Source organism: Rhodobacteraceae bacterium LMO-JJ12, assembly GCA_021555075.1.
GTDB lineage: Bacteria > Pseudomonadota > Alphaproteobacteria > Rhodobacterales > Rhodobacteraceae > JAKGBX01.
Window position 1 is genome coordinate 1,940,066 of record JAKGBX010000001.1, and the last position, 20,236, is coordinate 1,960,301.

The 20,236-nt window shown below is 55.7% G+C and carries 22 protein-coding genes and 1 tRNA gene; 21 read left to right on the plus strand and 2 right to left on the minus strand.

Annotated elements, in window-relative coordinates:
* The first annotated feature begins 482 nt into the window (after nt 1-482).
* The 11 genes from LZG00_09225 to LZG00_09275 all read left to right on the plus strand — a co-directional run bounded on the left by LZG00_09225 (nt 483) and on the right by LZG00_09275 (nt 10,974).
* On the plus strand, nt 483-1,721 hold the full coding sequence (locus LZG00_09225) for a tyrosine-type recombinase/integrase (GenBank protein ID MCF3594180.1): 1,239 nt from the start codon (nt 483-485) through the stop codon (nt 1,719-1,721).
* Entirely contained in the window at nt 1,721-2,488 is a 768-nt protein-coding gene (locus LZG00_09230; GenBank protein ID MCF3594181.1) for a hypothetical protein, read from the plus strand. Before LZG00_09225 ends, LZG00_09230 begins: the two co-directional genes overlap by 1 nt.
* Nucleotides 2,489-2,592: 104 nt before the next feature.
* Complete coding sequence (locus LZG00_09235; GenBank protein ID MCF3594182.1) at nt 2,593-2,778, plus strand: AlpA family transcriptional regulator; 186 nt, start codon at nt 2,593-2,595, stop codon at nt 2,776-2,778.
* 499 nt (nt 2,779-3,277) lie between these two features.
* Nucleotides 3,278-4,159 (plus strand): toprim domain-containing protein, encoded by an 882-nt coding sequence (locus tag LZG00_09240; GenBank protein ID MCF3594183.1) that lies wholly within the window; start codon nt 3,278-3,280, stop codon nt 4,157-4,159.
* The gene (locus LZG00_09245) at nt 4,156-5,652 is read left to right on the plus strand and encodes a DUF3987 domain-containing protein (protein ID MCF3594184.1); all 1,497 of its coding nucleotides are present in this window, start codon (nt 4,156-4,158) and stop codon (nt 5,650-5,652) included. Before LZG00_09240 ends, LZG00_09245 begins: the two co-directional genes overlap by 4 nt.
* A gap of 250 nt (nt 5,653-5,902) precedes the next feature.
* Nucleotides 5,903-6,457, plus strand: coding sequence for a hypothetical protein (locus tag LZG00_09250; GenBank protein MCF3594185.1), 555 nt, complete (start codon nt 5,903-5,905; stop codon nt 6,455-6,457).
* An 81-nt stretch (nt 6,458-6,538) separates the two neighbouring features.
* Complete coding sequence (locus LZG00_09255) at nt 6,539-6,829, plus strand: hypothetical protein (protein MCF3594186.1); 291 nt, start codon at nt 6,539-6,541, stop codon at nt 6,827-6,829.
* Nucleotides 6,830-7,502: 673 nt separating this feature from the next.
* Nucleotides 7,503-8,981 carry a serine protease gene (locus LZG00_09260; GenBank protein ID MCF3594187.1) on the plus strand — a complete coding sequence of 493 codons (1,479 nt, stop codon included), beginning with the start codon at nt 7,503-7,505 and terminating at the stop codon, nt 8,979-8,981.
* A gap of 28 nt (nt 8,982-9,009) precedes the next feature.
* Nucleotides 9,010-9,291 (plus strand): excalibur calcium-binding domain-containing protein, encoded by a 282-nt coding sequence (locus LZG00_09265; GenBank protein MCF3594188.1) that lies wholly within the window; start codon nt 9,010-9,012, stop codon nt 9,289-9,291.
* Nucleotides 9,282-9,692, plus strand: a complete 411-nt coding sequence (locus tag LZG00_09270; GenBank protein ID MCF3594189.1) for a thermonuclease family protein — start codon at nt 9,282-9,284, stop codon at nt 9,690-9,692. Before LZG00_09265 ends, LZG00_09270 begins: the two co-directional genes overlap by 10 nt.
* 310 nt (nt 9,693-10,002) lie before the next feature.
* Nucleotides 10,003-10,974 carry a tyrosine-type recombinase/integrase gene (locus LZG00_09275; protein ID MCF3594190.1) on the plus strand — a complete coding sequence of 324 codons (972 nt, stop codon included), beginning with the start codon at nt 10,003-10,005 and terminating at the stop codon, nt 10,972-10,974.
* Nucleotides 10,975-11,354: 380 nt separating this feature from the next.
* Here LZG00_09275 and LZG00_09280 read toward each other — a convergent pair.
* Nucleotides 11,355-11,444: transfer RNA gene (locus LZG00_09280), tRNA-Ser, on the minus strand.
* A gap of 125 nt (nt 11,445-11,569) precedes the next feature.
* On the opposite strand from LZG00_09280, the gene LZG00_09285 reads away from it, so the two are divergent.
* The 9 genes from LZG00_09285 to LZG00_09325 all read left to right on the plus strand — a co-directional run bounded on the left by LZG00_09285 (nt 11,570) and on the right by LZG00_09325 (nt 19,381).
* Nucleotides 11,570-12,412 carry a DUF2059 domain-containing protein gene (locus LZG00_09285; GenBank protein ID MCF3594191.1) on the plus strand — a complete coding sequence of 281 codons (843 nt, stop codon included), beginning with the start codon at nt 11,570-11,572 and terminating at the stop codon, nt 12,410-12,412.
* Nucleotides 12,412-13,266 (plus strand): DUF2059 domain-containing protein, encoded by an 855-nt coding sequence (locus tag LZG00_09290; protein ID MCF3594192.1) that lies wholly within the window; start codon nt 12,412-12,414, stop codon nt 13,264-13,266. The genes LZG00_09285 and LZG00_09290 overlap by 1 nt, the downstream gene beginning before the upstream one ends.
* Nucleotides 13,267-13,529: 263 nt before the next feature.
* Complete coding sequence (locus LZG00_09295) at nt 13,530-14,192, plus strand: 50S ribosomal protein L21 (GenBank protein ID MCF3594193.1); 663 nt, start codon at nt 13,530-13,532, stop codon at nt 14,190-14,192.
* 20 nt (nt 14,193-14,212) lie between these two features.
* Nucleotides 14,213-14,482: a 50S ribosomal protein L27 gene (rpmA, locus tag LZG00_09300; protein MCF3594194.1), complete on the plus strand. Its 270-nt coding sequence runs from the start codon at nt 14,213-14,215 to the stop codon at nt 14,480-14,482.
* Between the two features lie 85 nt (nt 14,483-14,567).
* A complete protein-coding gene (locus LZG00_09305) occupies nt 14,568-15,176 on the plus strand; it encodes a LysE family translocator (GenBank protein ID MCF3594195.1) in 609 nt (202 codons plus the stop codon).
* Nucleotides 15,173-15,709, plus strand: a complete 537-nt coding sequence (locus tag LZG00_09310; protein ID MCF3594196.1) for a GNAT family N-acetyltransferase — start codon at nt 15,173-15,175, stop codon at nt 15,707-15,709. Before LZG00_09305 ends, LZG00_09310 begins: the two co-directional genes overlap by 4 nt.
* A 181-nt stretch (nt 15,710-15,890) precedes the next feature.
* Nucleotides 15,891-16,928: a GTPase ObgE gene (gene obgE / locus LZG00_09315; protein ID MCF3594197.1), complete on the plus strand. Its 1,038-nt coding sequence runs from the start codon at nt 15,891-15,893 to the stop codon at nt 16,926-16,928.
* The gene (gene proB / locus LZG00_09320; GenBank protein MCF3594198.1) at nt 16,916-18,022 is read left to right on the plus strand and encodes a glutamate 5-kinase; all 1,107 of its coding nucleotides are present in this window, start codon (nt 16,916-16,918) and stop codon (nt 18,020-18,022) included. The genes obgE and proB overlap by 13 nt, the downstream gene beginning before the upstream one ends.
* Nucleotides 18,023-18,115: 93 nt before the next feature.
* Nucleotides 18,116-19,381: a glutamate-5-semialdehyde dehydrogenase gene (locus LZG00_09325; GenBank protein ID MCF3594199.1), complete on the plus strand. Its 1,266-nt coding sequence runs from the start codon at nt 18,116-18,118 to the stop codon at nt 19,379-19,381.
* Nucleotides 19,382-19,398: 17 nt separating this feature from the next.
* Here the strand turns inward: LZG00_09325 and LZG00_09330 are convergent, their stop codons facing one another.
* Nucleotides 19,399-20,004 carry a histidine phosphotransferase family protein gene (locus LZG00_09330; GenBank protein ID MCF3594200.1) on the minus strand — a complete coding sequence of 202 codons (606 nt, stop codon included), beginning with the start codon at nt 20,002-20,004 and terminating at the stop codon, nt 19,399-19,401.
* 24 nt (nt 20,005-20,028) lie between these two features.
* On the opposite strand from LZG00_09330, the gene LZG00_09335 reads away from it, so the two are divergent.
* The gene (locus tag LZG00_09335) at nt 20,029-20,214 is read left to right on the plus strand and encodes a DUF3553 domain-containing protein (protein ID MCF3594201.1); all 186 of its coding nucleotides are present in this window, start codon (nt 20,029-20,031) and stop codon (nt 20,212-20,214) included.
* Nucleotides 20,215-20,236 lie beyond the last annotated feature (22 nt).

Consider the following 20,236-nt stretch of genomic DNA (forward strand, 5'->3'; position numbering starts at 1 on the left):
CGCTGTGGGCAGTACGAGGGGCGCCAGTGGTGGTTCGCAAGCCAATCAAACGCATGTTGAACATAATGAAGACAAGCCAGGGTGCACGAAAGCGCATCAAGGGCTCCGCGTCGACCAAGTCAGCGTGGAGTAACGGCAAAGGGTATGGCGCAGGCGCATCGTTCACGAATGCGTCAACATGTATGCCTCCTGCAACCGGTGCTTACGCAGTATTGAAATGTGATTTCAAATGTCTACGGATCTTGCGCTAAACGTGCCAAGTTACCCCTAAGCAACTGTAAATGATTAGGACTAGGGGATAATTGGCGGAGAGACAGTCCGCCATGATGACTTCCAGTGGCGTTCGCAGGTGCCTATTATCACTTTGAAAATAAATGGTAAATCGATTTACATCTTCCGGTGTGGTCCGAGGGTTTCCGTTTACATCCCACAAAAAGTGTGGGAAATAATGTGGGAAATACTAATGGATGTGCGGAGGAAAAATGGCGCGAGCAGAGACAGGTAGCAAACGGCACCCCGACAAGGCGCTATCTGCCGTGTTCGTTCGGCAGGTTATTGAGCCTGGCAAGTATTCCGATGGGAATGGTTTGTTCCTTCTGGTGCAGCCGAACGGCTCTAAGTCATGGGTGCAGCGCATCACCATTCGCGGTAAGAGAACCGACATAGGTTTAGGCGGCGCGACTTTCGTTTCCTTGGCTGATGCACGCGAGGTGGCGTTGACAAACAAGAAGCTGGCGAGGGCAGGGGGCGACCCATTGCAGGCCAAGCGCGAGGCGCAGGCGGTGCTAACCTTTGCAGACGCCGCGCGCAAGGTTCATGAAATGCACAAGCCGACATGGCGCAATGAAAAGCACGCGGCGCAATTTATCAACACGCTTGAAACCTATGCCTTCCCCAAGATGGGAACGCGCAAGATGGCCGAGGTGACAACGGCGGATGTGTTGGCGGTGTTGCAACCGATCTGGTTGGAAAAACCCGAAACTGCGCGGCGGGTGCGGCAGCGCATCGGAACGGTGATGAAATGGGCGGTTGCGCAAGGCTGGCGGCAAGACAACCCGGCGGAAAACATCGGGCAGGCTTTGCCCAAGCACGAAAGCATAAAAGCGCATCGCAAAGCGCTTCCCTATGCGGAGGTGGCAAATTGCATCGCGGTATTACAGGCGTCGAACGCATGGCCTGCAACAAAGCTGGCGCTGGAATTTCTCATTCTGACCGCAGGCCGCTCTGGCGAAGTGCGCGGGGCGCTTTGGAAGGAAATCGAATTTCACGGTGGGGAGGCTGCTACAACCGCTACATCCGCTACATGGATAATTCCAGCAAGCCGCATGAAGATGAAAAAGCCGCATCGCGTGCCACTTTCAGGCCGCGCTTTGGAAATCCTGCGAGAGGCCGAGGCGTTGCGTGGCGCATCCGGGTTGGTGTTTCCGTCTATGCGAGACAAGCCGCTTTCTGACATGACTCTTTCTAAGCTGGTGAAGGAACAGGGCTTTGATGCGCATGTGCATGGCTTTCGCACGTCTTTCCGAACTTGGGCGCAGGAACAGACAAATTTCCCACGTGAGGTGGCCGAGGCCGCGCTGGCGCATACCGTCAAGAACAAGGCTGAGGCCGCTTATGCGCGTTCTGATATGTTCGAGAAGCGCCGCAAGATGATGGAAAGTTGGGCGGGGTATCTGTCTGCGCGGCGGGGTGAAATTGTTGATTTTGGGAACGCCGTTTGATGGCGGAGTTTTGGGCGAGAGTTCGTCAATCTCACGACTTCGTTGGGTATCCTTTTGAAAACTGGTTCACCGTCTTTGTTCCGTTCCAACCTTGGCATGTGGCACGTCTTGGAATTGAGAGACAGGCCGATCTGACTGGCGTTGGCAATGTTGACGTAAAGGTTGTCTTTCCCTCAGTCGACGGGCCTTCCTGGACATTTGAGCAAGCGGTCGAGTATTGCGAGGCGGTTTTTCAAGCGCATGCCAAAATTAGCGACCCAGAAGGTCTACTTTTCAGCCTGTCTCTTGAAGCTTTCTCGGTTGTTGATGGCGCGCGTTTGGCCCCACTTTGCGCTGCGCCAAACAAGCAATTGTCGCAACCTGTCTGTGTTCCGAAAGAAGCGTTAAAGTTGGAAATCAAGAAGTCTCGTCGCGACGTTTTTTCTTTTCTCATGCTTCAAAATGCGGGCATCCAAACTATTCGGACAAAGTCGATGGACCAGTGTTGCAGCGAATTTCGAGAATGGTTCGCGGGATATCTAAATCAAGCGCACAAAATGCCGGGAAGACGTCCCAAGAACTGGGCACTTATATCTCGGGATTGGATGCTTTTCCAAGTCATTGCCAAACTGACCCAGCACGGGCTAACCAAAACACGCAATGACGTTAGTGCTGCTACAAGCGCCTTCGATGCTGTAGCCCTAGCAGCTGTTAAGACAAAACTCGGCGGTGTAACCAGTTATGAAACTGTAAAAAGCATAGTCAAAAGGCGCGCAAATCGTGGGTGAGATAATCCTGAGTTAACTCACCCATGCGTTGGGCCTCGTTTTTCACCACCTTTCCGGTATGAGCCGCAACAATCCCGTTGGGGCCTATCCATAAGGAACGAAAAATGTTTAAACGCATTTTGCGCAGACCCGAAGTAGAAGTTCGCACCGGGCTTTCCCGCTCTACCCTTTACGCCATGATGGCCGAAGGTACCTTTCCCAAGCCGGTCAAGTTGGGCAAGCGTGCAGTTGGTTGGCGCGAAGCCGATATTGCTGCTTGGCTGGAAAGCCGCGAACAAGACGCGGCATAGTCGATGAGAGGCAAAAGAGTAGCGCCGTGCAGCTTGGGGGCTGACACGGCGCGGGATGTATCGTTTGCGGTAGCGACGAACACCCGAAGGATAGCAGGCAAGCGTTCAAAATGCCATAGCAGCGGCACGCTTTATCGTATCACTTCCAGTACGGGCGAGGCTTTCAACATCGTGGTTTTAGGGCGTGACCGATGGGCGCTCGAACAGTTGCGTAAAGCGGGGAAAAAAGGCTGCACACCTATCGACAACCCAGCGCCTCGTTGGAGTGCATATGTCTTCAACCTTCGTGAATTGGGCGTTGAAATTGACACTCTGACCGAACCGCATGGTGGGGAGTTTTCAGGGCATCACGCTCGCTATGTGTTGCGCTCTGTTGTGTCTCTTGGCTGGAAAGGGGGTGCGGCATGAACCGGCTGCAAATCGCTTTCTTGATGCGCGTGCATGGCCTGACAGAAGCCCAGGCGCATGCTCTGGCTGTTCTGATCTGGGGGGCGTGCTGATGATGGACGCGAAACAGATTACCGATGCCCTTTGCGGCAAGTGGTATGGCCGTTATGGCAGCGCGCCTTGTCCGGTTTGTCAGTCCGCACGCGAAAAGGGACAGAACGCCCTGACGTTAGCGGATGGGAATGACGGGCGGCTTTTGGCGCACTGCAAGAAATCCGCCTGCACATTTCGCGATATTCTGGCAGCGGCGGGAATTGCCCCCGGTGACTATGCTGCGCCGGACCCGTTTGAGGCTGCACAGAGGCAGGCAAAGGACCGTGCCGAAGCCGAGAAACGCGCAGCGCAGGCGCAACGACTTTGGCATGAGGCGCAGCCGATCAACAGCACCTTGGCAGAAACGTATCTGAGGGGGCGGGGCATTTCCTGCCCCCTTCCCGAAACGCTGCGCTACCTTCCGGCGTGCTGGCATCCGACTGCTAAGCGGTTTCCGGCGATGTTGAGTATTGTTGAGGTTGGCACAGGCTTTGCGGTGCATCGCACCTACCTTGCCCCCGATGGCAGCGCCAAGGCCGAGGTTGAACCTAACAAGCTGATGCTGGGCCGTGTCTCTGGCGGCGCTGTAAGGCTGACAGAGGCTCAGGGGCCGCTTGTGGTGGCCGAGGGCATTGAGACTGCCCTAAGTCTTGCCAGCGGGCTACTACGCGCGCCTGCAACCATCTGGGCGGCGCTTTCAACGTCTGGCATGCGGGGGCTGTATTTGCCTGTAGAAACAGCGCGCATAACCATCGCGCCGGATGGTGATGCACCGGGCCGCGAGGCTGCAAATGCCTTGGCCGAACGTGCAACCGGGTTGGGCTGGCAGGTATCGCTTTTACCTGCCCCGGATGGCCGAGACTGGAACGACATTCTGACCATGAAAGGGGAAGCCGCATGAACGCCCCCGAACCTATCCCCTTCAAAGCTGAGGGGCCGCAACCGCTTCTACGGGAAACAACGGTTAGCGAACCCTATCCTCTTAACGCCCTGGGGCCGCTAAAACAGGCCGTGGAGGCGGTGCAGGGAATGGCCCTCGCCCCTGTTGCCATTCCCGCACAATCGGCGCTGGCGGTGGCATCTTTGGCGGTGCAGGGCTTTGCCAATGTCGAAACGCTAGGCGGGCCGCGTCCCTTGTCGCTCTATTGCCTGACCATCGCGGCAAGTGGCGAGCGCAAGTCAAGCTGCGATGCGCCGTTGATGGCCGCATTGCGCGAACACGAAATGGAACAGGCCAAGGCCCAGCGCGACGATGAGTTAAGCTGGCAGAATGCGCATGCGCTCTGGAAAGGCGAGCGCGACCGCATCCTTGGCGAGGCCAAGAAAGGCAAGGGCGAAAAGCGGGTTGCAGCGCAAGCTGATCTTGCCGCGCTAGGCGGGGAACCGGCTGCACCGCCCAGCCCTGACCGAGTAGTAACGGAACCGACCTTTGAAGGGCTGACCCGGCTCTACGTGACCGGGCAACCTTCGCTTGGCATCTTTTCGGATGAAGGCGGGCAATTCCTTGGCGGGCATGCCATGAACTCGGACAATCGGCAAAAAACGCTGACCGCACTCAATGACCTGTGGCAGGGCAACCCGATCCGGCGCACGCGGGCTGGTGACGGGGCATACACGCTCTATGGGCGGCGGTTGGCGGTGCATCTGATGGCGCAACCCGGCGTGGCACATGCCTTTATGGCCGATCCGTTGGCGGCGGATAGCGGGTTTCTGCCCCGCTTCCTGATCTGCGAACCGCCCAGCGCAATCGGCACAAGGCTGCACCGGTTTGTAACGGTGGATAACGGTGCGCTGGCGGCTTTCTCCGACAGGCTGCGCAGCATCCTTGAAGCGCAATTACCGATGGATGCGGAGACCCGCGAACTGCAACCGCGCATCCTTGCCTTGAGCGGCACGGCGCGAGCGCTATTGATCCAATTTGCAGATGCAATCGAACTGGCGCAGGGCAAGGGCGGCACTCTTGAACACATTCCCGGCACGGCATCGAAGGCGGCGGAACAGGCGGCACGCATCGCGGGCGTGCTGACCCTCTGGCGTGACCTGCATGCAGCGGAAGTATCGGCTCAGGATATGGCCGATGCAATCACGCTGGCGCAATTCTATCTGGGCGAGGCTTCACGCCTTGCCAGCGCGGCCACGGTATCTGCTGAGATTGACCGGGCAGAAAAGCTGCGTAAATGGCTTTTGGAAAGCTGGGCGGAACCTGAAGTTGTGCCGCGCGAGGTGCTACAATATGGGCCGTATGTTCTGCGCGACAGTCCGAAAGCAACGGCGGCTTTGACGGTCTTGGAAAGGCACGGTTGGCTTGTGCCGCTCGAACCGGGTGCAGTTGTTAGGGGCGCAGCGCGCAAGTCGGCATGGCGCATCGTGCGAGCGGCTGGCGATGTGGTTTGATGCGCAGGCCGCTCTAGCAAACATCGAAGGGGGCGACATGCCCCTTTCTTTCCCTATGCCCAAAGCTACCCCGACAAGGCCGAATGTAGCGGGTGTAGCGGGTGTAGCAGGGGGTGGCGACTATTCCCCGGGAGGGGCAGGGCAAAAGTATAGAGCGGGAAGGCCGTAGACCGTGCGTAGGGGTGACTTTCTTACGCGGGCAATATGAAAGCAAAAAAGCCGATCTGTAAAACACGAGAAAAACGGGCTGATGGCAAAAGCGAGCAAAGGCAGGGCAATGACACAAGAAAACAATTATGCAGTAAGTGAAAGAAAACGCACGTCTCCAAAGCTGGGCATAACGACAGATGAAAACGGGGTTTACCAAATTGATTGCGAAGGCGACCTCGAACCGCTTTTGCGCGCATCTGGAAACGTGAACGTGGCACATGGGCTGTTGATGCAGATGGCGGCGCTTGGCTCGCATGGAAACCGGATCGATGAAAACGCGACAAATTTTGCTTTGGGGTTTGTTGATTCAATGAAGCCGAAGGACGCAACTGAGGTGCTATTGGTTTCGCAAATGGCGGCGATACATCAAGCGACAATGATGCTCGCACGGCGCTTGAATCACGTCGAGAACATACCGCAACAAGACGCGGCGGAACGGGCATTGAACAAGCTGGCACGAACCTTCGCGGCTCAAGTCGATACATTGAAGCGGTATCGATCGAAAGGGCAACAAACAGTTCGCGTCGAACGCGTTACGGTTCAGGAAGGCGGGCAAGCAATTGTTGGCAATGTTCAAAGGGGATGTCCGAAATAATTTGGTTTTATTGCATCTTCTAATACATAATTCACAACATGAATGTTCGATTGAAAGTGGTGAAATCAGGAGGCCGTGCATTTGAACTGGAAAGAATGTGTTAAGTTTAATGAGGCACACGGGCTTGCGGACCGCTTCGACTGGCCTGTTGGGCCGAACTTGTCTGGTTTTGACTGCAACGAGGCTTTTACGTTTAACGATGTTTGGGGAGCTGTTGCTTGGGTTTGGAACTGGCCGGGAGACTACATACTAAACTCTGATGCTGTAAAAGGCTTTTTTGAAATCGGACCGGAAACAATAGTTGCTGGCATGTTTTCAATATGGTTGCCGATTATACTCTTGTTTATAATGGGAATCTTTCTTGATAGCTAACCTGAGGCCAGACCAGTATATGGAAAAATTTGCTAGGGGGGCTGCAAGTTGAAACCTGACACTTACCCCATGCACCGTGCGCCCAGATGCACGGCAAACTCAAAGCGCACCGGCCTGCCATGCAAAAGCCCGGCGGTGCGCGGCTGGTCGGTTTGCAGGATGCACGGGGCGCGTGGTGGTGCTAGAGCGGGAAAGGCGCACCCGAACTACAAACATGGCGAACGCTCGATAGAAGCACAGGTTGTGCGCGGGCTGGTTCGTATGCTGGTGAGCGAATCGCAAAATCTGCCTGATTAGAACAGGTACCGCAAAATCTAATTGCCCGGTTAAGAGAGGCGTCACAAATAGATGGACGCGCGACATAGGTTTCCGAAATTCGGCGTCATAAATACCCGGAGATATATGTATCTAGCTATAGGCTTAGCCGTAAACCTACCGTTATTACGGTGGTGGAAATGAATGGCCAATCGCCGCGGAAAAGTGACCATTACGCGCGCGCGAGCGCAGCCTCTTTGAAGTCTCGACTAAAGAGTTTGCTGCTCAACATTGTCAAACTAGTGCCAAAGTTGCGACTTGATACAAAGCTAGGCTTGGTAAACACTGGAAACTGAAACCACAAGTTAGGCGACTACTCTTTCCTTTAAGAGAAGGAATTTAGCAGGAGTAATTCGTAATGATGCGGAAAATCAGACTAACGGGACGCTTCGCAAGGCAGTGGCTTCTTTGTGCGCTCCTAGCTGCATTCGGGTTCTTTGCCGCCTCAACAAGCCTACAATCTCAGAACTACGCCGAATTGTTTCGGGACTTCGACGCGCGCGCATTGACCAAAGACGATAAGCGCTTCCTTCAAACCGCGCTCGCCTTTGAGGGCCACTACAATGGCTTACTTGATGGCGCTTGGGGCCGACTGAGCCAGCGAGCGCTCGAGCGGTATTCCGTGAACGAGTTTGGCGGTGGCGCAGAAGATTGGCATATGGCTGTTTTGGCATTTGGCCTGCTCGAACGGTATGAGACTGATGGCTGGAGCATGCGTCATTTTGGCAGCTTGGGTATGTCATTACTGCTCCCCAGCAAAACCTTGATACAAGACCCCCCCACGGAGAATTTTGTCAATTTCAGGCATCAAAGAAGCAGCTTGTCGATATCGATTGGCATCTTGTCGAAGCGCACTGCCCAGAACGTTCATGACTACACACAAGGCACTCATGAATCGGGAACTACACCTTACTCGGTGCGCAAAACGAGCTTTGCAGTTTCCACTGGAACAGACCGAACCGGAAAGACCCTCTATACCCGGTCAAATCTAATCAATGGGTATTGGTCCACAATCATGTTGTCAGCGTCGCAGCGCGACAAAGGCATATTGAATGCGGTCGCAGCTAGTATCGCCGTTGGCAGAACGCCTAATCTCGACATAACCAAAGGTGGGCACTTGGAAACAGTGCTCAAGAACACTTTGACGGCTATCGATGAGCTGGAGAAGGATAAGAAGCAGGAAGCGAAGAGAAACGTGACGGCTTCAAATCAGCCCGCCGAACAGAATATTGCTAAGGTTGGTAGCGGGTTTTGGGTATCTGACCGGGGCCACCTCCTTACCAATGCGCATGTAATATCCGGGTGCCGCAATCTCTTAGTGGACGGAAAGAAAGCTGAAGTCTTAGAAGCCTCTGAAACGTTCGACTTAGCTTTGTTATTTTCGCCAGATACCGATATAAGAGCGGCGGCGGTGTTTTCCTCTAGTCCAGCAAAGCTGAATTCAGACGTTACAGCGGTCGGCTATCCATACGCGGGACTGTTAGGCGGCCTCAATGTGACAAGAGGCGCGGTTTCCTCTCTTAAGGGATTGCGTGGAGACCCAACCACCATGCAGATTTCCGCACCTGTCCAAAGTGGGAATTCTGGAGGTCCGCTTCTCGGCCCCAATGGCGTAGTGGTGGGGGTGGTCGTGTCAAAGCTCGATTCTGAAAGAGTTGCAGACGCATTAGGCGACGTTCCGCAAAATGTTAATTTTGCCATTAGAGGCGAAATAGCCAAGCTCTTCTTAGCTCAAAATGGAATCAATCCAGTCCTCAGTAATTCTGAAGCGGCGCTCAAGCCTGAGCAACTGGCTGAGAAAGCAGCGCAATTCACTGTGTTCATTGAGTGTGACTAAACCGGCTAGGCCAAAGGCAAAACTAGATATGAGACTATTGCTAATTTGCACGCTGGTGTTTGCTGTCCCTGCCTTTGCGCAGCATGAGAGCGCATCAAATCCATATTTGCTTGCGCAAAGCTACTCCTGCGGAAAAACTTGTGGACAGGTGCGAAGTTGCAAAGAGGCGGTTTATCAGTGGTGTGTTTGCGGCTATCGCCGCGCAGACGGCGACAACGATGGTGTTCCTTGTGAAAAGCTGTGCGGACAAAGTAGTAAGCGGAACCTAGACCGGGTCAGAAAATATGTGAGGGAATTGGGATGCAATTGATGCGGTCTGTCCTAATAGCTTTGACCATCATACTTGCCATGTTGCCGTTTGAGACTTTCGCTATCGGCAAGTGTGATAGCGGGCAACGAGTCACCTGCGTTGTTGATGGTGACACAATTTGGTTTGAGGGCGAGAAAATCCGCATTATGGATTACGATACCCCAGAACCAATGACCAACATCTGCGGCGGTGATGCGGAGGTCCGTTTAGCGCATAGGGCGTCAGACCGATTAGTCGAGTTGCTGAACAGAGGCAGTGTTTCAATTGAGCGTCACGGTGCGGACAAGTATGGGCGTACTTTGGCAGTGATCCGCGTTGAGGGGCAAAACGTTGGCGATATTCTGGTAGCAGAAGGCTTGGCGCGATACTGGCCCGACGGACCGGAGTTTTGGTGTCGCTGAGATTTAAAGTACGCCGGTTACTATCCTGTGAGGGAAAGACGAAAATAGGGTGTGTATACGTGAGAACGTGTGACTCAATGGTCCAGTTGTAGGATGATACGGCAAGACAAACACGAGCCTCATCGTTGACGACTTTTTCGCTGTTCTGTTGAGAGGGCCGCAAACAACTGGCTTTGATATCTCATGTGCTGCGAGACTCTTGTAGTTTACGCGGGCATAGGCTCGCGAACAACAAATCAGTGATAATATGCGTTCTTCGACAATCCGTTCGGTGCCTCAATGGCCTGACGAATCACGAAAGGAACATATAATGCGCGAGACATACCAGCGCTGCGAACAACGCGTGGCAAGAATTATAGAATTTGTTGGTGCCGAAGATCAGCGAGCGCTCTTGGCGCTTGAGTACAAGAAACGCTATCAAGACGCCTTTTCGCCACAGACTTTGACAAACATTGATACGTCTTGGCGCCTGTTTCAGCGCTGGTGCCATGAATTTGGTCATAGCCCTGAGTTGCCAATTAGTCCTGTAGTAATGGCTGAATATGTTGATTACCTTGGAGGCAAGGTGAAGGCGCACACCATCCAGACACGATTGTGGGGTTTGGGGGAATGCCATCGTGCAGAATTCTACCCCTCTCCATGCCGTCATCGACTCGTTTTGATCGCCCTGCGTGCGGTTAAACGCAAATACGGATCAATGATTGGGCAAGCGCCACCTCTCTGCAAGTCTGAGGTTCTTGCAATTATAAAGAGCTTAGGCAACACAAGAGTAGAATTGCGGAACAAGGCACTGCTTATCACGGCATCGGATAGTTGGTGCAGGGCTTCTGAACTGGTAGCAATGAAGGTGGAGCATCTCTCGCCTCAAGATGATGGGTCCGCGGTAATTTCCATCAACAACTCTAAAACGGACCCTTATGGCAGGGGAGAGTACGGCTATTTGTCGAAGCTTGGGTCAAGGGTTGTTTATGACTGGATAAGCAACAAGGGCTTGAACCGCGATGACTATATCTTCACCAATGCCAGGAAGGCCACTAGCCGAAAGCCGATTGTCCCAACAACGGTTTCGCGAGTATTCAAAAAACTTACGGGACGTAAAGACGTATCTGCACATAGTACAAGAGTTGGTGGCGTTCACGACGCGCTTCGACTTGGTTGCGACCTAGGCGCAATCATGGTTGCGGGACGTTGGGCTTCGCCAGAGATGCCTGCTGTCTACGGGCGAAAAATTCTAGCCTCAAACTCCGCAGCAGCCGTGGTCGCAAGGGCGTATGAGGAATGAATGTGTTTACAGTCTATTAATCTTTTACACCTACGCTTAGCGCGCGGAGGAAAAACATGACTGAAAACCAAATATGCGAGATGCGTTCAGTGTTGCTGGAGTATATCGAAAAATATGGACTTACAGACCGTGCACGGGAACTGTTTCGGAATTTGGACCGGCAAGGCGACACGGGACGGTCGAAGTCTAGTAACCCAAACTTATAATCATTTCGCGGAACGGCTCTGCAGTTTCACATACGACACCAAGACCCAATACTAATAGAGGTTCAGAGGTCAACAAGGACTAGCCACCTAAAAATAGATGTGGGAATAAATGTGGGAAGGAAGAATTCAAATTCTCTGCAAGATATTGATCTAAAACAAAAAATAAGAATACTGTGGCGGAGAGACAGGGATTCGAACCCTGGGACCCCTTGCAGGGTCAACGGTTTTCGAGACCGCCCCGTTCGACCACTCCGGCACCTCTCCGCGGGGGTCTGGCCATGAGCGTTTAATCGCCTTTGTCGGCTCGTGCAAGGCCCGTTTTGCATTGTTTTGAAGCAGAAATCGCTTAGGTTCTGAGGAGAGATCCAAGCAAGGCGAAGGAGACCGGATTGGCACAGGGATATCAGGCAAGAGGGTGGCTTTTGCTCGTTGCTACGTTGCTTATTGGCGTGATGGCACAGGCCGGGCAGGCGGCTGACCGGGAGAGGCTCAAGGCATTTCTGGGGATCACCGGCTTTGATGTTGCGCTCGATTCGATCGCGCTTTCGGCCGAGAACGCGCCCTTGATGTTGGGCATGCAGGCGGATGATTTCGGCTATCAGTGGACCCGCACGACCAAGCAGGTCTTTGATAGTGATCGAATGCAAGCAATGGCGCTGGACTTGTTGGAGAAGACGCTGTCGGACGAACTTCTGACGCATGCAGCGTCGTTTTATGCCACGCCGCTGGGGCTTCGTCTGGTCGAGGTGGAAAATTCCAGCCATATGATGGAGGACGACACCCTCAAGAAGGCGCAGGGCGAGGCGTTGATCGCAAAGATGCGCAGCGAGGATCCAGAGCGGCTGGAGCTGATCCGAAAGATGAACGACGCAATCGATAGCGCAGGGCTTGGGGTGCGTGCGGTGCAGGAGATTCAGTTGCGTTTCATTATGGCAGCGAATGCGGCCGGGGTGTTGACCCTGAAGATTGATGAAGAGGGGCTGCGTGCCCGATTGCGCGAGAACGAAGATGAGCTGCGCCAGAGTCTGGCAGCGTCGGCGCTGACCAATGCGGCCTACACCTACAGGGACTTTACCAATGACGAGATCGAAACCTATGCAGAGGCGTTGATCGATCCGCGGATGAACACGGTTTATGATCTGATGAACGCGATTCAGTGGGAGATTATGGCCAACCGTTTTGAGGCACTGGCCGTGAAGATGGCCGATATGAGCCCAGGAGAAGAATTGTGATGCGCGTTAAGCGGATTACACCGATGGCCGCGCCGGTTGCCGCCGTTCTGCTGTGGCTGGTGCTGGGGGTGGCGGCGCTGGCCCAGGCTCAGGGACCGACCCAGAGTTCCAGGGATGCGCTGATTGACGCGTTGGGTATTCCCGCGCTGCTGGACGTGATGCGCAGCGAGGGTCAGAGCTATGGCGTCGAACTCGGCGCCGACTTCCTGCCCGATGGCGGCGGTGCGAGCTGGGGCGCAGTGGTCATGCGGCTCTATGATCCCGTGAAAATGCGGATGTCGGTGGCGCAGGCGCTGGAGGCCGGGATTCCCGCGCAACATCTCGACCCGCTGCTGGCCTTTTTCAACTCTGCCACAGGAAAGCGGATCGTGGAGCAGGAAATCCTGGCGCGCGAGGCCTTTCTGGATGGCGCCGCAGAAGAAGCCGCCCGCGCGACTTTCCGTGATGCCTCTGATGCGCAAGCCGACCGGCTCGCGCTTCTCAAGGAATATGTCGCGATCAATGATCTTGTTGAATTCAACGTTGCCGGCGCATTGACCGCGAACCTTCGGTTCTATCGCGGACTTGTCGAAGGCGGAGCGATGGAAATGAGCGAGGAGGAGATGCTCGCTGAAGTCTGGGAGCAAGAGAGCGAAATTCGTGCCGATACCGAGGAATGGCTGATGTCATACCTGTTGATGGCCTATGCGCCGCTTTCGGATGCGGAGGTGGGTGAATATGTGGCACTGTCAGGCAGTGCGGCCGGGCAGGCGTTGAACCGCGCGCTGTTTGTCGGGTTTGACGCGATGTATGCCGATCTGAGCTATGCCTTAGGTCTGGCGGTTGCACAGCAGATGAAGGGGGAAGATCTGTGACAAGGCGTTTTTCGGGGGCCGGCCCCCGAACCCCCGGGGTATTTTGGGAAAGATGAAGCGGCAGGGCGTGAAAAGCTGAATGCTGGCTCTTGACTTGGGGCAGGGATTTGAAGATAAGCGCGCGACTGGTCACGAGGTAAAGCACGTGGCCTGTTGTTGTTTTGAAATGACGCCCGAACGGGCGCGCTGTTCGAGGCGGGGTGCGAACCCTGAAAACACCGCAAAGCGGGGCCACAGAACGCGAAAAGCAAAAGGAAGACGCGATGTTCGCGGTTATGAAAACCGGCGGCAAACAGTACAAGGTTCAATCGGGCGACACGCTCAAGGTTGAAAAGCTGGCTGCCGATGCGGGTGAAAAGATTCAATTCAATGAAGTGTTGATGCTGGGCGGCGACAAGGTTGTCGTTGGCGCACCGTTGATCGAAGGCGCGGCCGTGCAGGCCGAAGTGGTCGATCAGATCAAGGGTGACAAGGTCATTCACTTCGTTAAACGCCGTCGTAAGCACGGCTCCAAGCGCACCAAAGGCCACCGTCAACAGTTGACCATGCTCAAGATCACCGAGATCCTGGCATCCGGCGGTGACAAATCAGGCGTAAAAGCTGCCGTCGGCGCAGGCTCTGTTGCGGCTGTGGCCGTGGCCGTAAAAGAAGCCAAGAAGCCGGCCAAGAAAGCCGAGCCGAAGGCCGAGAAAAAGGTTGCTCCGAAGGCCGCCGCCAAGGCCGATACCGGCGCGGACGATCTCAAGCAACTGTCGGGCGTGGGCCCGGCGCTGGAAAAGAAGCTGCATGAAAATGGCGTTACGACTTTCGCTCAGATTGCAGCATGGAAAGCAGACGATATTGCTGCTATGGATGAGAAACTTAACTTCAAGGGGCGCATCGAGCGCGAGGGCTGGGTTGACCAGGCCGTGAAGTTGACCAAGTAAGACGGTAAAGGAGAGATCAGATGGCACATAAGAAAGCAGGCGGTTCATCCCGCAACGGCCGCGACTCTGCCGGTCGTCGTCTTGGCGTCAAGAAATACGGTGGCGAAGTTGTTGTTCCCGGGAACATCATCATCCGTCAGCGCGGCACGAAATGCTGGCCCGGCGAAGGCGTAGGCATGGGGCGGGATCACACGATCTTCGCGACAGTCGACGGCAACGTGAAGTTTCACAAGGGGCTCAAGGGCCGCACCTTTATTTCGGTTCTCCCGGTGGCGGAGGCCGCTGAGTAAGCCGACCTTAAGGTTTTATACATAAAGGGGGATCGGCGCGAACCGCCGGTCCCCCTTTTTCGTTTTGGGTAGAGAAGGGCATATCATGCCTGTCGCCACGATCAGTTTTCTTGCGTTTGGAGCCAGCCAGGTCGGCACACCCGGCCCTGCCAATATGGCGATGATGGCAACCGGCGCGCGATTAGGCTTTCACGCGGCGTTGCCGTTCGTGGCGGGCGTGGTTTTGGGCAAGCAATTGATCATCTGGCCAATCGGTTTTGGTCTGATGGAAATTGCCGAGTCCGCCCCGTGGCTCTTTACCGCGTTGAAATGGGCCAGTGTCGTTTATATTTCGTGGTTGGCATGGAAGGTGGCGAACCTTCGGCTTACAGAAAAGGGCGATGTAGCGGAGGTGCCCGGCTTTCTTGCGGGCATGGCGGTGCATCCGCTCAATCCCAAGGCCTGGGCGATGATTGTCACGGGATTTACCAGTTTCGTGACCCCGGACACCCCAGCCTTGCAGGCGACGGCCGTGATCGCCATCTGTCTGTTGAGCCTGCAACTTGTGCTGCACCCAATCTGGACTTTTGGAGGAGACCGGATTGCCCATCTCGTGGCCGGAACGCGAGCCGAGAAATATTTGATGTGGGGGTTGGCGGTGCTGACTGTGGCGTCTGTGGTATTCGTGCTTTTTGGAGGAGAAAAAAGCGCATGATATTTGAAAAGGTTATCAATCAACCGGTGATCGAAACCGAGCGTTTCGATCTGCGGCCCTTGCGCTTGTCGGATATGGGGCTGATCGAGCTTTATGCCGGTGATCAACGGGTCGCAAAGAACACCGCGTCGATCCCGCACCCGTTGCCTCCGGGGACAACGGAAGATTTCGTACGCCGCGCGCAAGCCGATGACCGGCAGGAAGATGTCTGGGCGATGGACGCAACCAAAGCGGAAGGGCCCGCATTGATGGGGGTCGTCGGGATGACGCGGATGGACCGAAATCATAGTGAGATCGGGTATTGGGTGGCGCCGGCCTTCTGGAACACTGGCATTGCGCAACAAGCAGTGGCGGCCATTCTCCAAGCCAACCCGCTGAACAGCGAAACGATCTTTGCCAGCGTGTTTCAGGATAACCCGGCCTCGGCCCGGGTGCTGACCAACCAGGGTTTCGAATATCTGGGCGATGCAGAGACCTTTTCGGTTGCGCGCGCAGCGACAGTTCCAACTTGGACCTACTCATTGAAATGCTGATGGCGGCGAGGGCAAATTGTTCATGCTATGCTTGCGGTGTGGGCCGTGCAGGCCTAAGGCATTCCAACATATCGCTAAGTCACAGCGGTAAGTCGAAACGCCCGGGACGAGTGAGTGATACACGCGTTTCGAGTCCAAGTTATGTTTCAACTTAAACTCGAAACGCTTTAGGAAGACTTTCATGAAATTTCTCGATCTCGCCAAAGTCTATATTCGCTCGGGTTCGGGCGGCAACGGATGCATCAGCTTCCGACGCGAAAAATATATCGAGTATGGCGGGCCTGATGGTGGCGATGGCGGCGGCGGAGGTGATGTCTGGGCCGAAGCGGTCGAAGGGCTGAACACGCTGATTGATTTTCGCTACCAGCAACATTTCTTTGCCCAGAATGGCCAGGGGGGGATGGGCAGACAACGTACTGGCAAAGATGGCGAGGACATCGTCCTGCGCGTACCGGTTGGCACCGAAATACTGGATGAAGATGAAGAAACCGTAATTGCCGACGTTACCGAGATCGGCGAACGTGTCTTGTTGGCCAAGGGCGGTAACGGCGGTTTTGGCAACCTGCATTTCAAGTCTTCCACCAATCAGGCTCCGCGCCGGTCCAATCCCGGCCAGGATGGAGTGGAGCGCACCATCTGGCTGCGGCTGAAACTGATTGCTGATGCCGGGTTGTTGGGCCTGCCCAACGCCGGAAAGTCGACCTTTCTTGCAGCCAGCTCGAACGCGCGGCCCAAGATTGCGGATTACCCGTTTACGACGTTGCACCCCAATCTCGGCGTTGTCGGCGTGGATGGGGCCGAGTTTGTCATGGCCGACATTCCAGGCCTGATTGCAGGCGCGCATGAAGGCAAGGGAATTGGCGACCGGTTTCTGGGCCATGTCGAACGGTGCTCGGTGCTGTTGCATCTGGTCGATGGGACGAGCGCGACGATAGGCGAAGATTACCGCACCATCATTGGCGAGCTCGAAGCCTATGGCGGGCATTTGGCCGACAAACCGCGTGTGACCGCGCTCAACAAGATTGATGCGCTGGATGAAGAGGCGCGAGCCGAGGCCAAGGCCGAGCTCGAAGCTGAGGTGGGTGGCCCTGTTCTGATGCTATCGGGCGTTTCGCGTGAAGGTCTTACCGAAGTGCTGCGTGCGGTGCGTGCCGAGATTGAGGATGACCGGCTGCGCTTCAAGAAAGCGGCGACGGAGGCGGAACAGTGGCGTCCCTGAGTAATGCCCGCAGGCTGGTCATCAAGATCGGCTCGGCCCTGCTGGTGGATCGCACAACCGGCGGGTTGCGGTCGGATTGGCTGCATGCACTGGCCGAGGATGTGGTTTGGCTGAAATCACGGGGTCAGGATGTCGTGCTGGTTTCATCCGGCTCGATTGCATTGGGTCGTGGGGTGTTGAAACTTCCTATGACGGAATTGGCGCTGGAACAGAGCCAGGCAGCGGCGGCGGTGGGCCAGATCCGGCTTGCGCGCGCCTATGAAGAGGCGCTGGCGCCGCACGGTATCACCACGGCGCAGATCTTGGTTACATTGGAAGATTCCACCGACCGGCGACGCTATCTTAATTCGCGCGCCACGATGGAGCAACTGCTGGCACTTGGCGTGGTGCCGATTGTCAACGAGAACGATACCGTGGCGACGGACGAAATCCGCTATGGCGACAATGACCGGCTTGCGGCGCAGGTTGCCGTGACGGTAGGGGCCGATGTGCTGGTGCTTTTATCGGATATTGACGGGTTCTACTCCGCCAACCCATCGCAGGACGCGAGCGCGCTACGCTATGATGTGATTGACGAGATTACACCCAATATCGAGGCGATGGCGGGGGACGCAGGCTCGGGCCTGTCGAAAGGCGGTATGATCACCAAACTGATGGCGGCAAAAACAGCGACATCTGCGGGTTGTGCCATGGCGATCACCGAAGGCGCACGCCTCAGGCCTCTGAAGGCACTGGACGAGGGCGCCAATGCCACATGGTTTACCGCCAAACTCGATCCGCACACGGCGCGCAAACGTTGGATCGCTGCCATGAAGCCGAAGGGGGCTATCACGGTTGATAACGGTGCTGTCGCCGCGCTCTTGCGGGGCAATTCGCTGTTGCCTGCCGGCGTAAGTGTAGTGACCGGCAGTTTTGAGCGCGGCGCACCTGTGGCCATTCTCAACACTGAGGGGCACAAGATCGGGCAAGGGCTTTGCTCCTACACTTCAGTCGAAGCGGCCGCGATCAAGGGGCAAAAGTCTGACCGGATCGAGCCGATCTTGGGCTATCCGGGCCGCGCCGCTCTGATCCACCGTGATGATATGGCGCTTTGATCCGCCCGCTATGGTGCCCATTGCCTCATCTTGCTAAAAATACACCCGCCGGAGACATCTACCGCTCTCCACCCAAACCAGAGGTTTGATCCGATGAAAGACAGTGCCGATATTCACGCCTTGATGGCCGATCTCGGAGCGCGCGCCAAATCCGCGGCTGCTCAACTGGCCTTTACCAGTGGCGAGAGCAAGCATGCCGCGTTGGTCGGAGCCGCCGAAGCGGTTTGGGCAAGACGCGACGAGATAATCGCGGCCAACACAAAAGATCTGGATTATGGTCGCGACAAAGGGCTTTCGGCAGCGATGATGGACCGATTGATGCTGGATGAAGCACGGATTCGTGCCATGGTCGATGGATTGCGCGCTGTGGCCGAGCAGCCCGATCCAATCGGCGAGGTTCTGGCCGAGTGGGATCAACCTAGTGGCCTGCACATCCGCCGGGTTCGCACGCCTTTGGGTGTTATTGGCGTAATCTATGAGAGCCGTCCCAATGTGACGGCAGATGCCGGGGCGCTGTGCCTCAAAGCGGGCAATGCGGTGATCCTGCGCGGTGGCTCGGAGAGTTTTCATTCAGCCGGTGCCATCCATTCCTGTTTGCAGGAGGGGCTGAGCGCAGCCGGCCTGCCCGAAGACGCGATCCAGCTGGTGCCAACACGAGACCGCGCTGCAGTGAGCGAGATGCTGACCATGACCGATACGATCGACGTGATTGTGCCGCGCGGTGGCAAGGGATTGGTTGGTCTGGTGCAACGCGAAGCACGAGTGCCGGTCTTTGCCCATCTCGAAGGCATTGTGCATATTTATCTCGACAAAGCGGCCGATCCGGTGAAGGCGTTGAATGTCGTGATGAACGCGAAAACGCGGCGTACGGGGATTTGCGGTGCGGCTGAATGCTTGCTGATTCATCATGATCTGCTCGACACTATTGGTCAGGGTGTGATCCGGGCACTGATCGATGCGGGTGTGCGGGTTCACGCCGATGAGACGCTGCAAGTGATCGAGCGCACCATTGCAGCGACAGACGAGGATTGGGGGCGTGAATATCTTGACATGGATATCGCTGCAAAAGTAGTCCCCGATATTGACGCTGCAATCGCCCATATTCGCACCTATGGATCCGACCATACCGATTGTATCATCACTGAGGACGACGAGGCGGCGGCGCTCTTTTTTGAGCGGCTGGACAGTGCGATTTTGATGCGCAACGCTTCCACCCAGTTTGCGGACGGTGGAGAATTTGGAATGGGTGCCGAGATCGGAATTGCTACGGGCAAGATGCACGCCCGCGGACCGGTGGGCGCGGCGCAACTGACCAGCTTCAAATACCTTGTTGAAGGCGATGGCGCGGTGCGCACCTGAAAGGCGTGAGCAGAATTTCAGAAGGTAATGCTGAGGCTGCCGTCGCCGGCGGCAATCACAGGCATGCGGCCCAGATCGGCCAATGCAAGTGGCAGGAGGGCGAACTGTACCTGGTCGGGCCGCAGATCGCCAAATCCCGAACTGCCCCCTTCCAATCTGCTCCAAAGCGTCTTGTCGTGCGCCACACGTCCCCCAGAACCCGACACACAGAGTTTGTCGCCATGTTGCGTTACTGTGATCAAACCGCCCCGAGGCAGAGCGGATTCGATGCAAAGCAGGGCGAGGAACGCCGCCTGGACTTCGGCACGGCTGACATCGCCTTGGGCATCCCATCTGGCGCGCTGGCGTCCTTCACAGTAGGTGTCAGAAACAATTGGAACAACTGTCGCAGACCCCAAGGTTTGCTCCGGCGAAGCCACACCAAAGGCGATGCGAAAAAACTTGATGCGCGCGGCGGCATTCGACACGCTATCAGAGATCAGAGTGAGCTCGGGTGTGTCGATCGGGCCCCCCATTGCAATGAGTTCGATTCCGTTGTTGATCGCACCCACCGGGCTGATCAGATCGTGACAGATGCGCGAACCGACCAGTGTGGCAAGTGAAAGAGTAGTAGTATTGGGCATGTTGCGCTCCGAAATGAGGAAATGATGAACGATTTGAATGCGATATTGGCACCAGGTATGCGCGTGCGCCACCCGAACCGATATGATTGGGGGGTCGGACAGGTGCAATCCAATATACTCGGCAAGATCACGGTCAACTTCCCCGAAGCTGGTAAGGTGGTTATTGATGGTGCGCGCATTGCGCTTGAACCTGTTCTTGATGACGGGTGAAAGTTATCAAATGGTTAACGGG

Bases quoted from the DNA above. Each gene is read 5' to 3' on its own strand.
- LZG00_09245 (MCF3594184.1), top strand. From the start codon at position 4,156: ATGAACGCCCCCGAACCTATCCCCTTCAAAGCTGAGGGGCCGCAACCG.
- LZG00_09270 (MCF3594189.1), top strand. From the start codon at position 9,282: ATGCAATTGATGCGGTCTGTCCTAATAGCTTTGACCATCATACTTGCC.
- LZG00_09325 (MCF3594199.1), top strand. From the start codon at position 18,116: ATGAAAGACAGTGCCGATATTCACGCCTTGATGGCCGATCTCGGAGCG.
- LZG00_09305 (MCF3594195.1), top strand. From the start codon at position 14,568: ATGCCTGTCGCCACGATCAGTTTTCTTGCGTTTGGAGCCAGCCAGGTC.
- LZG00_09265 (MCF3594188.1), top strand. From the start codon at position 9,010: ATGAGACTATTGCTAATTTGCACGCTGGTGTTTGCTGTCCCTGCCTTT.
- LZG00_09290 (MCF3594192.1), top strand. From the start codon at position 12,412: ATGCGCGTTAAGCGGATTACACCGATGGCCGCGCCGGTTGCCGCCGTT.
- LZG00_09335 (MCF3594201.1), top strand. From the start codon at position 20,029: ATGAACGATTTGAATGCGATATTGGCACCAGGTATGCGCGTGCGCCAC.
- LZG00_09260 (MCF3594187.1), top strand. From the start codon at position 7,503: ATGATGCGGAAAATCAGACTAACGGGACGCTTCGCAAGGCAGTGGCTT.
- LZG00_09250 (MCF3594185.1), top strand. From the start codon at position 5,903: ATGGCAAAAGCGAGCAAAGGCAGGGCAATGACACAAGAAAACAATTAT.
- LZG00_09295 (MCF3594193.1), top strand. From the start codon at position 13,530: ATGTTCGCGGTTATGAAAACCGGCGGCAAACAGTACAAGGTTCAATCG.
- LZG00_09230 (MCF3594181.1), top strand. From the start codon at position 1,721: ATGGCGGAGTTTTGGGCGAGAGTTCGTCAATCTCACGACTTCGTTGGG.
- rpmA (MCF3594194.1), top strand. From the start codon at position 14,213: ATGGCACATAAGAAAGCAGGCGGTTCATCCCGCAACGGCCGCGACTCT.
- LZG00_09310 (MCF3594196.1), top strand. From the start codon at position 15,173: ATGATATTTGAAAAGGTTATCAATCAACCGGTGATCGAAACCGAGCGT.
- LZG00_09225 (MCF3594180.1), top strand. From the start codon at position 483: ATGGCGCGAGCAGAGACAGGTAGCAAACGGCACCCCGACAAGGCGCTA.
- LZG00_09275 (MCF3594190.1), top strand. From the start codon at position 10,003: ATGCGCGAGACATACCAGCGCTGCGAACAACGCGTGGCAAGAATTATA.
- LZG00_09235 (MCF3594182.1), top strand. From the start codon at position 2,593: ATGTTTAAACGCATTTTGCGCAGACCCGAAGTAGAAGTTCGCACCGGG.
- obgE (MCF3594197.1), top strand. From the start codon at position 15,891: ATGAAATTTCTCGATCTCGCCAAAGTCTATATTCGCTCGGGTTCGGGC.
- LZG00_09240 (MCF3594183.1), top strand. From the start codon at position 3,278: ATGATGGACGCGAAACAGATTACCGATGCCCTTTGCGGCAAGTGGTAT.
- LZG00_09330 (MCF3594200.1), bottom strand. From the start codon at position 20,004: ATGCCCAATACTACTACTCTTTCACTTGCCACACTGGTCGGTTCGCGC.